Below are 10192 nucleotides of genomic sequence, written 5' to 3'. Positions count from 1 at the left end.
AACAACAAAAACCAGCACCACATCACGACATCAAGAGGACTACGGACATGGCGCACTTCGAACTGGTTGAAAAGATGGCTCCCAACGCCGTCATCAAGGTCATCGGCGTGGGTGGCGGCGGTGGCAACGCCGTCAACCACATGGTCAACAGCAGCGTGGACGGCGTGGAGTTCATCACCGCCAACACCGACGCGCAGGCGATCAAGAACTGCGGCTCCAAGCTGCAGCTGCAGCTCGGCACCAGCGTCACCAAGGGCCTGGGCGCAGGTGCCAATCCGGAAGTCGGCCGCCAGGCCGCGCTCGAGGACCGCGACCAGATCATGGAAGCGCTGCAGGGCGCGGACATGGTCTTCATCACCGCCGGCATGGGCGGCGGCACCGGCACCGGTGCGGCGCCCGTCGTCGCGCAGCTGGCCAAGGAGATGGGCATCCTGACCGTCGCCGTGGTCACCAAGCCGTTTCCGTTCGAAGGCCGCCGCCGCATGCAGGTCGCGCTGAAGGGCATCGAGGAGCTGGCCGCCAGCTGCGACTCGCTGATCACCATCCCCAACGAGAAGCTGATCACCGTGCTCGGCCGCAACGCCACGATGGTGCAGGCCTTCCGCGCCGCCAACGACGTGCTGCTGGGCGCGGTGCAGGGCATCGCCGACCTGATCGTCCGCCCGGGCCTGATCAACGTCGACTTCGCCGACGTGCGCACCGTGATGGGCGAAATGGGCCTGGCGATGATGGGCACCGGCACCGCCCGCGGCGACGACCGCGCCCAGGCCGCCGCCGAGTCCGCGATCCAGAACCCGCTGCTCGACGACGTCAATCTGGCCGGCGCCAACGGCATTCTGGTCAACATCACCGCCGGCCCGGACTTCACCATGAGCGAGTTCGACGAAGTCGGCCGCACGGTGGAGAACTTCGCCAGCGAGGACGCGACCATCGTCATCGGCACCGTGCTCGACCCAGACATGCAGGACGACGTGCGGGTCACGGTCGTGGCGACCGGCCTCAACGCCAGCCGCGCGCGCAGCACCGGCCACGGCCATGGCCGCGCCGACGCCTACCAGGAGCCGCAGCGCCGGTCGCACATCCAGCTGATCAACACCGGCCGCCGCGACGGCACCACCGGCATGCTGATCGAGGACGAGGTGCAGCAGCCGGTCGCGGCCACGGGCGGCTTCGGCCTGCGCCGCGGCTCGGCCGAGCCGGCCGCCGCGCCGGTCACGCCCGCCGTTGCCGACTTCGGCGGTGGCAACGAGTCCGGCTACCTCGACATCCCGGCCTTCCTGCGCCGCCAGGCCGACTGACCGGAAGGGGCCCCGCCGATGGCGGGGCCCATTGGCAGCCGTGTGGCTCGGGGCGCTCCAGCCCCGAGCGCGCGCCCTCGCCACGCCCCGTCCGCCCCTGTAGGAGCGGCTATAGCCGCGATCGCCGCACGTCCTGGTACGCGCGGTCGTCGAGAGCCAACGCCATCGCGGCTATAGCCGCTCCTACAGGTTGCTATTGCGCTTGCCTCCGCCGCTTCAATCGCACCCATAGCCGCGCCCTGCACGCAGGACAGTGCGTCCACGGCAAAGCCCGCCAACGGCCACCCCGCACCGTTCAGGTTCAGCCTGTCGCGTGCTAAATTGCGAACCGCTTTCATTTGGCGCCCGCCCCGCGCGGCCGCTCAGGACCCAGAGCCCCCGCGAATGGCCCAGCAGCGCACCATCCGAAACGTCACCCGCGCCACCGGCGTGGGGCTGCACAGTGGCGAGAAGGTCTATATGACCCTGCGCCCGGCGCCGACCGACTCGGGCATCGTGTTCCGCCGCATCGACGTCGAGCCGGCCGTCGAGATCCCGGCCGCGGCCACCCTGGTCACCGAGACCACGCTCTGCACCGGCCTGTCCACTGACGGCGCCAACGTGCAGACCGTCGAGCACCTGATGTCGGCCCTGGCGGGGCTCGGCATCGACAACATCATGGTCGAGCTGTCCGCCGCCGAGGTGCCGATCATGGACGGCTCGTCGGGCCCGTTCGTGTTCCTGCTGCAGTCGGCGGGCGTCGTCGAGCAGGACGCGCCCAAGCGCTTCATCCGCGTGACCCGCCCGGTCGAGGTCCGCGAGGGCGACAAGATCGCCCGCTTCGAGCCCTACGACGGCTTCCGCCTCGGGTTCACCATCGACTTCAACCATCCCGCCATCCCGACCACCCGCTCGCGGGCCGAGGTGGAGTTCTCGACCGAGAACTACATCCGCGAGGTCAGCCGCGCGCGCACCTTCGGCTTCATGCGCGACCTCGAGTACATGCGCGACCGCAACCTGGGCCTGGGCGGCTCGATGGACAACGCCATCGTCCTCGACGACTTCCGGGTGCTGAACGAGGACGGCCTGCGCTACGCCGACGAGTTCGTGCGCCACAAGATCCTCGACGCGGTCGGTGACCTCTACCTGGCGGGGCGACCGATCATCGGCGCCTTCGAGGGCTTCAAGTCCGGCCATGCGCTCAACAACAAGCTGGTGCGCGCGCTGCTGGCCGAAGAGGGCGCGTGGGAAGAGGTGACCTACCCCGAGACGGATACCAGCCCGGTCGCCTACGGCGCCCTGCAGCCGGCGGCGTAGCGCGCTCCCCCGGCTCCCCCTGTAGGAGCGGCTACAGCCGCGATCGCCCTCCGCTGTATCCCGGATGCAGACCCTGCGGCGATCCACATCGGCATCCGCGCGGGGCAATGGCACCCATCAGGGTTGCTTTCATCGTTCGAGATCGATCGCGGCTATAGCCGCTCCTACAGGTTCGGTCCTCACGGACCTGTCCTCCACCTGTCCGCCTTCCGGATCATGTGCGCCAGGTGCTCTTTTTAATGAAAAATTAACGGAAATGGCGAAATAACGCCCGGTCCGGTTAACGTTTCACATGCCCGTGACCGCTAGGATGCTCCGTCGGCCCGGAAGCGGGTCGTCGAATTCAGGACCCGTCGCTGTCGTCGTCCAGGGGGACACGCAGCGACGCCAAGGCATCCCGCAGCCCTTGTGGTGCGGATGCCGACAGCGGACGTATGGCCGTTTCGACCCGCGCAGGCGGGAACAGCGGCTGGGTGGTCGTCCTGACCCTGAGCTCCCGGACATCCAGCCCGTGCGAACGGGCGGCGTCCAGAAGCGCTGGAGCGGCAAGCCTGAGGCTGGCGTTCCACAGTGGCGAATCCACCAGGTACACGAGCTTTGCGCCATCCACATTCGCAAGCCGCGCGTGCGCGGCAAGTGAAACCGGAAGATGTGGGCGCAGGGTGCGGTCGAGTGCGTCGAGCCACAACGCGCGCTTGATCGGGGAGCGGCCGCTTGCATCGGCTGCCAGCGCGTCGAGGACGGCGCGCGGACCTTTGGGGGAAGCCACTAGGCTCTACCGGAAGACATGGTGATATGACTCTACAACGTACGCTTCTTCATTCTCAGGCCTGGTGCCTGCACTACCTTCGCCGCGGTGGCAGACGCATCGCCGGCCTCGGCACCCGCCAGCCGCTGGCGCTGGTCGCGGCCACCCTGGTGGCCGGCGCGGCGCTCGGCGCCAGCATCCAGTCCAGCGAGGTCAACGCGCTGCGCACGGAGCTCGCGACCCAGGATGCCCAGCTCGAGGACACCCGCGCCGACGCCCAGCGCGAGGTCAATGCCCTGGCGGCGCGTCTGGGCGAACTGCAGGCCGAGGCCACGCGCCTCAACGCCCTCGGCGACCGCCTGACCCAGGTCGCCCAGCTCGGCGACGGCGAGTTCGATTTCAACAGCCCGGTGGGCATCGGCGGCCATGGCCCGGTGCGCGACATGCCGGCGGGCGAGCTGCGCGAAGGCATCACCGGCATCGACGCCGACTTCGCCGCCGCCGGCGGCCAGCTGTCGGTGCTCGAGATGCTGCTGTTCAACCGCGAGCTCGACAAGAACGCCGTGCCCTCGCGTTCGCCGGTGGCCTCCAGCTACATCACCTCCGGTTTCGGTCGCCGCGCCGATCCCTTCGGCGGCGGCGCCGCCTGGCACAAGGGCATCGACTTCGACGCGCGCACCGGTGATCCGGTGCTCGCGGTGGCCGACGGCGTGGTCAGCTATTCCGGCTCGCGCTCGGGCTACGGCAACGTGGTCGAGATCGACCACGGCAACGGCTACGTGACCCGCTACGCGCACAACTCGCGCAACACCGTGCAGGTCGGCGACCTGGTGCGCGTGGGCCGCGAGATCGCCAAGGCCGGCAGCACCGGCCGCAGCACCGGCGCGCACGTGCACTTCGAGGTCTGGGAGAACGGCCGCGTGATGAATCCGCGCAAGTTCCTCGGCGAGAAGCACTGACGCAATCAGCCCTGCAGGAGCGGCTGCAGCCGCGATTGCGCGAGCCTGCCCTGTAGGAGCGGCTACAGCCGCGATTGCCGCTTGGCACTGCCTGGCAGCTGGCCATCGCGGCTGTAGCCGCTCCTGCAGGAAAGCCTGCCGGGGCTTGATAGGCGGTCCCGGGACCCCCACGGTACAATCCCGTGGCCAGCTGGAAAGGGCGCCTCGCGCCCTTTTCCTGTTTCCGGGCCCATGCCAGCGCCATCCACTCCTCCCAACCGGTCACCCAATGCTCAATCGCCTGCTCACCAGCGTCTTCGGCAGCCGCAACGAACGCATCGTCGGTCAGTTCAACAAGGTCGTCGCGAAGGTCAACGCGTTCGAGCCGCAGATGCAGGCGCTTTCCGACGCCGAGCTGCAGGCCAAGACCCCCGAATTCAAGCAGCGCATCGCCAACGGCGAAGCGCTCGACAAGGTCCTGCCCGAGGCCTTCGCCGTCTGCCGCGAGGCCTCGGTCCGCACCTTGGGCATGCGCCACTACGACGTGCAGCTGGTCGGCGGCATGGTGCTGCACACCGGCAAGATCGCCGAGATGCGCACCGGCGAGGGCAAGACCCTGGTCGCGACGCTGGCGGTCTACCTCAACGCCCTGGAAGGCAAGGGCGTGCACGTGGTCACGGTGAACGACTACCTGGCGCGCCGCGACGCCGCGCAGATGGGCAAGCTCTACAACTGGCTGGGCCTGTCGGTGGGCGTGGTCTATCCGGGCATGCCGCACGGCGACAAGCACGCCGCCTATGGCGCCGACATCACCTACGGCACCAACAACGAATTCGGCTTCGACTACCTGCGCGACAACATGGCGCTGTCGAAGGAGCAGCGCTACCAGCGCGGCCTGCACTACGCGATCATCGACGAGGTCGACTCGATCCTGATCGACGAGGCGCGCACGCCGCTGATCATTTCCGGCCCCGCCGATGAAACGCCCGACCTGTACATCAAGGTCAACCGCATCGTCCCCGAGTTCACCCGCCAGGCCGACGAGCAGGCCGAAGGTGACTTCTGGGTCGACGAGAAGGGCAAGCAGGTCCACCTGTCCGAGGCCGGCCAGGAGCTGGCCGAGACCCTGCTGCGCCGCGCCGGCATCCTCGGCGAGGACGACGGCCTGTACGACCCGCACAACATCCACGTGGTGCACCACCTCAACGCCGCGATGCGCGCGCACGCGATCTACCAGCGCGACGTCGACTACATCGTGCGCGACGGCGAGGTCATCATCGTCGACGAGTTCACCGGCCGCACCCTGCCGGGACGCCGCTGGTCCGACGGCCTGCACCAGGCGGTAGAGGCCAAGGAAGGCGTGCCGGTTCAACGCGAGAACCAGACGCTGGCCAGCATCACCTTCCAGAACCTGTTCCGCATGTACGGCAAGCTGTCGGGCATGACCGGCACCGCGGACACGGAAGCCTTCGAGTTCAACAGCATCTACAGCCTGGAAGTGGTGGTGATCCCGACCCACCGCCCGATGATCCGCGTCGACCATCCCGATGCCGTATTCCTCAACCGCGCCGGCAAGTACCGCGCGGTGATCAACGAGCTGAAGGAAGCGCATGCGCGCCAGCAGCCGGTGCTGGTCGGCACGACCTCGATCGAAGTTTCGGAGATGTTGAGCCAGCAGCTGACCGAAGCCGGCATCCACCACGAAGTGCTCAACGCCAAGCAGCACGAGCGCGAGGCGATCATCATCGCCCAGGCCGGCCGTCCGGGCGCGGTCACCATCGCCACCAACATGGCCGGCCGCGGCACCGACATCGTGCTCGGTGGTTCGCTGGAGTCGGAGCTGGCCGCACTCGAGGCCGAGCAGGGCGAGATCGACGCCGGGACGCGCACCACGCTGAAGGCCGCGTGGCAGGAGCGCCATGACGCGGTGAAGGCCGCTGGCGGCCTGCACATCGTCGGCACCGAGCGCCACGAGAGCCGCCGCATCGACAACCAGCTGCGCGGTCGCTCCGGTCGCCAGGGCGATCCGGGTTCCAGCCGCTTCTACCTGTCGCTCGAAGACAACCTGATGCGCATCTTCGCCGCCGACTGGGTGCAGAAGGTCATGGCGCGCATGGGCCTGAAGGAAGACGACATCATCGAAAGCCCGCTGGTGTCGAAGCAGATCGCCAATGCCCAGCGCAAGGTCGAGGCGCACAACTTCGACATCCGCAAGAACCTGCTCGACTTCGACGACGTCAACAACGACCAGCGCAAGGTCATCTACGGCCAGCGCAACGAACTGCTCGAGGCCGAGGACATCGCCGGCAACATCGCCGGCATCCGCACCGACGTGGTCGGCGACCTGGTCGAGCGCTTCGTGCCGCCGGATTCGGTCGACGACCAGTGGGACATCGCCGGCCTGCAGGCCGCGCTCGATGCCGACTTCGGCTTGGCGATCGACGTCGCCGGCTGGGTGGCGGCGCAGAACGAGGTCGACGCCGAACGCATCCTCGAACACGTGCAGGAGGCGGTGGAGCAGTCGGTGGCCGCGAAGGAAGCCTCGACCGGCCCTGAGACCATGCGCATGCTCGAGAAGCACATCATGCTCAGCGTGCTCGACGACAACTGGAAGCAGCACCTCGCGCGCATGGACTACCTGCGCCAGGGCATCCACCTGCGCGGCTATGCCCAGAAGCAGCCGAAGCAGGAGTACAAGAAGGAAGCGTTCGAGCTGTTCTCGGAGATGCTCGACAAGGTCAAGCGCGAAGTGGTGATGATGCTGTCGCGCGTGCGCGTGCGCACCGAAGAGGAAGTGGCCGCGCTGGAAGCACAGGAGCGCGAGCAGGCCGAAGCCCAGGCGCGGCGCATGCAGTTCCAGCACGCCGACAGCGGCGGCTACGGCGCCGACGAGGAAGCCGCCGACCCGGACTACCAGTACGAGGGCGACCCCGCCGACCGCGGCCCCAAGGTGGGACGCAACGACCCGTGTCCCTGCGGCAGCGGAAAGAAGTACAAGCACTGCCATGGGCAGCTCGCCTGACGCCAAAGCACCGCCCCCTGTAGGAGCGGCTACAGCCGCGATAGATCTCGCGGCTGCCTTTGCCAATCCGGTGTTGCGACTCGATCCCGCGGCTGCCTCGGCCAATCCCGTAGTGCTAGGCGATCGCGGCTGTAGCCGCTCCTGCATTGGGGCACGCGGCTTCGGGGCCTATCGATGAAAGTCGTCGAAGTCGTCGCCGCCGTCATCACCGATCCCCGCGGTCGGATCCTGCTGACCCGCCGCACCGAAGGCCGTGACCTCGCCGGTCTCTGGGAGTTTCCCGGCGGCAAGCGCGAGGCCGGCGAGAGCCCGGAGGCCGCGCTGGCCCGCGAGCTGCAGGAAGAGCTCGGCATCGACGCCCGCGTGGGCGAGCATCTGATCACCGTGCCGCAGCGCTATCCCGACAAGCGCCTGCGACTCGATGTCCGCCATGTCGCGCGCTGGACCGGCACCCCGCGCGGCCGCGAAGGCCAGGCCCTGGCCTGGGTGCCGCCGCACAAGCTGTCGAGCTACGCGATGCCCCCGGCCGACATCCCCGTGGTGGCCGCCCTGCAACAGCCCGACCGCTACGCCATCAGCCCCGGCCTGCCGCAGCCTGACGCCTACGCCATTACCGGTCTGCGGTCGCCCGCGATCTCCTGTAGGAGCGGCTAGAGCCGCGATCGCACTTGCGGAGATGCGATCGCGGCTATAGCCGCTCCTACAGACACAGATGCCACCGCCGCCGCGGTCGACTGGCTCGCTGGCCTCGACGCCACGCTGGCCAACGGCATCTCCCGCATCCAGCTCCGCCTTCCCGGCGCCGCCCCCGACCTGTTCCGCGAACTCGCGACCGCCGCCGCTGCCCGCTGCCGCCGCGCTGGCGCGGAGCTGCTGGTCAACGCCGACGTCGCCCTGGCCTGCGAACTGGGCACTGGCGTGCACCTGCGCTCGTCGCAGCTCGCCACGATCACCCAACGCCCGATGCTGGCGGAAGGTTCGCTGCTGGCCGCGTCGTGCCATACGGCCGAAGACCTCGCCCACGCCGCGCGGCTGGGCTGCGATTTCGTGGTGCTGGGGGCGGTGAAGGCGACGGCCAGCCACCCTGGCGAGCCGGGCATCGGCTGGGAGGCATTCGCAGCGCTGCGGGAGTCTGTGAGCCTGCCCGTGTATGCGATCGGCGGGCTTGGGCCGGAGGACATGGGCGACGCCAGGCGCCGGGGCGGGCAGGGCATCGCCGGGATCCGTGCACTGTGGGGCTGTCGCGGCGCATAGCGGCTCACGGCCGCGTCGCACACCGGTGCCCGAATCAGGATTCCCCGACGGTGCGTCCGTTGCCGGGCGCGGCATGCTCGATCTCCACCCGGGATGGAGCTCGTCATGGAAGACACGAATGCAGGGGGCGCACATCGCGTGCATCCGCGCCTGCCAGCTGCACTCGCGCTCACGGTGGTCCTCGCCCTGGCGGCCGGACCCGCCGCCGCGACACGCGATGGCGCACCGGGGGCCGGTGCTCAGAGCATCTGGTTCGGGACGCTTGACTGCGGCCGCGACGCGATGCTCCAGCAGGTCCGCCATCCTGCGGAAGCCACGATCCTGGCATCAGGGCGGGTCGCCTTGCCGGGAACCGGATACAGCTTCGCCATCCCCGAACTGCCGGGAGGCGGGAAGCCGGTCGTGACGATCGTCGAGGGCGACCGGTCGCGCCGCTTCATCGATCATTCCATCCTGTTCGCGCGCGACCTCGACGCTCCGCCGATCGCGGCCGTGGTGGTGACCGAATTGCCCGAGCCACTGCAGACGGGCAGCCCCAGCGGCACGCTTGTCGCCATGATGTCCCTGCAGCTCGAGAGCGCCCGGTCCGTGCCGGGCCTGCCCGTCACCTTCGTGCATCTTTCGGAAAACCCGGTCGCGGGGCTGGAGATGCTGGTCCCCGGCCGTGCCCCGTCGGCGTGCTTCCCGACGTCCCGCTTCAACGCCCAGGAAGACCTCCTGACCACCATGGGCATCAGCCAGTTCGTCGTCGATGGCCAGTACCTGCTCGAGGTCTCGCTCATCGTGCCGCAGGTTCCCGGATCCAGCCAAGCCACGCCGGCGCAGGCGCGCGCGGAGATGGACAGGTTCGCGCAGGCCATGGCTGGTGGCCGGACGTCCGGGCTGACGCCGCCGCCGGCAGAGGCGCGCGCGCCGGGACGTCCGCACCAGCCCGGCTTGACGGTCGGGGGCGCGAGCGACTAGCGTCGAATCGAGCCCATACGGACATGGACGCATGCACACACGACGTGACTCGCGCGCGGCACGCCTCGCCCGGACCGCCGCCGTTCTGATCCTGGCTGCCGCGCTGCTGCAAGCGTGCAGCTCGAGGGCGCCTTCTTCGCCGGACAACATGAAGCCGCCGCCTGGGCATGGTCCGTATACGGGGACGGTGGCGGATTGGCCGCTGTGGTTTCCGTTTCACAGCTTCGGTGCGTACTGTTTTGGCGTGGCGTCCTGCCAGATCAGCTATGCAGGGCAAATGCATGGCAGCGACCAGCCCAGACCACCGATCACATCGCTGGAACGGCCGCTGAGGGAAGCCCTTCATGCTGGCAGGGGACCGATCAGAAACTTCCCGCCACCCGCCGAAGTGGAGTGGACAACCATCGACGGCACAAGGCTCATGGCACGCGTGGATATCGCCGACATTTTCGCCGATCGTATGGTCCGTCATACCGTGGCCAGAGAAGACATCATGGAGGACTCACTTATCCCTCGACCCGGCATCATCCTCGTTGTGAACGATCGTACGATCAATACCTACATGAGTACCTGGATCCCTTTGAAGGAACTCCAGGATCCTGCGAATCCACACAGCGACCTTCATACAGGTCTGGTGCTCGTGCATTCGAAAACACATTGATCCGGCGGCGCG

8 protein-coding genes and 1 pseudogene are annotated in these 10192 nt (G+C 68.3%); 8 read left to right on the top strand and 1 reads right to left on the bottom strand.

The features are described from left to right. Positions 1–47 precede the first annotated feature (47 nt). Both ftsZ and lpxC read left to right on the top strand, forming a co-directional pair. Positions 48–1298, top strand: coding sequence for a cell division protein FtsZ (ftsZ, locus tag JG616_RS13040; RefSeq protein ID WP_199362698.1), 1251 nt, complete (start codon positions 48–50; stop codon positions 1296–1298). 384 nt (positions 1299–1682) lie between these two features. Next, complete coding sequence (gene lpxC, locus JG616_RS13035) at positions 1683–2594, top strand: UDP-3-O-acyl-N-acetylglucosamine deacetylase (RefSeq protein WP_199362699.1); 912 nt, start codon at positions 1683–1685, stop codon at positions 2592–2594. Positions 2595–2937: 343 nt separating this feature from the next. Here lpxC and JG616_RS13030 read toward each other — a convergent pair whose 3' ends face one another. Then, positions 2938–3363, bottom strand: a complete 426-nt coding sequence (locus JG616_RS13030; protein WP_199362700.1) for a DciA family protein — start codon at positions 3361–3363, stop codon at positions 2938–2940. A 26-nt stretch (positions 3364–3389) separates the two neighbouring features. Between JG616_RS13030 and JG616_RS13025 the strand changes: the two genes are divergently transcribed. The 6 genes and pseudogenes from JG616_RS13025 to JG616_RS13000 all read left to right on the top strand — a co-directional run bounded on the left by JG616_RS13025 (position 3390) and on the right by JG616_RS13000 (position 10180). Then, positions 3390–4301 carry a M23 family metallopeptidase gene (locus JG616_RS13025; protein ID WP_199392848.1) on the top strand — a complete coding sequence of 304 codons (912 nt, stop codon included), beginning with the start codon at positions 3390–3392 and terminating at the stop codon, positions 4299–4301. Positions 4302–4569: 268 nt separating this feature from the next. After that, complete coding sequence (secA, locus tag JG616_RS13020; protein WP_199392847.1) at positions 4570–7302, top strand: preprotein translocase subunit SecA; 2733 nt, start codon at positions 4570–4572, stop codon at positions 7300–7302. A gap of 174 nt (positions 7303–7476) precedes the next feature. After that, positions 7477–7905 (top strand): annotated as a pseudogene (gene mutT, locus JG616_RS13805) (8-oxo-dGTP diphosphatase MutT); the annotation flags it as partial. A 78-nt stretch (positions 7906–7983) separates the two neighbouring features. Then, entirely contained in the window at positions 7984–8556 is a 573-nt protein-coding gene (locus JG616_RS13800) for a thiamine phosphate synthase (RefSeq protein ID WP_199392908.1), read from the top strand. A gap of 93 nt (positions 8557–8649) precedes the next feature. Next, positions 8650–9519, top strand: coding sequence for a hypothetical protein (locus JG616_RS13005; protein WP_199392845.1), 870 nt, complete (start codon positions 8650–8652; stop codon positions 9517–9519). A 31-nt stretch (positions 9520–9550) separates the two neighbouring features. After that, the gene (locus JG616_RS13000) at positions 9551–10180 is read left to right on the top strand and encodes a hypothetical protein (RefSeq protein WP_199362706.1); all 630 of its coding nucleotides are present in this window, start codon (positions 9551–9553) and stop codon (positions 10178–10180) included. Positions 10181–10192 lie beyond the last annotated feature (12 nt).

The organism is Luteimonas sp. MC1895 (assembly GCF_016457215.1).
Lineage (GTDB): Bacteria > Pseudomonadota > Gammaproteobacteria > Xanthomonadales > Xanthomonadaceae > Luteimonas.
The sequence above is the reverse complement of the archived record's forward strand: the minus strand, read 5'-3'. Positions and strand labels throughout refer to the sequence as shown.

Coding starts and splice junctions, on each gene's coding strand:
- ftsZ (WP_199362698.1), top strand. CDS start 48: ATGGCGCACTTCGAACTGGTTGAAAAGATGGCTCCCAACGCCGTCATC.
- lpxC (WP_199362699.1), top strand. CDS start 1,683: ATGGCCCAGCAGCGCACCATCCGAAACGTCACCCGCGCCACCGGCGTG.
- JG616_RS13025 (WP_199392848.1), top strand. CDS start 3,390: ATGACTCTACAACGTACGCTTCTTCATTCTCAGGCCTGGTGCCTGCAC.
- secA (WP_199392847.1), top strand. CDS start 4,570: ATGCTCAATCGCCTGCTCACCAGCGTCTTCGGCAGCCGCAACGAACGC.
- JG616_RS13005 (WP_199392845.1), top strand. CDS start 8,650: ATGGAGCTCGTCATGGAAGACACGAATGCAGGGGGCGCACATCGCGTG.
- JG616_RS13000 (WP_199362706.1), top strand. CDS start 9,551: ATGCACACACGACGTGACTCGCGCGCGGCACGCCTCGCCCGGACCGCC.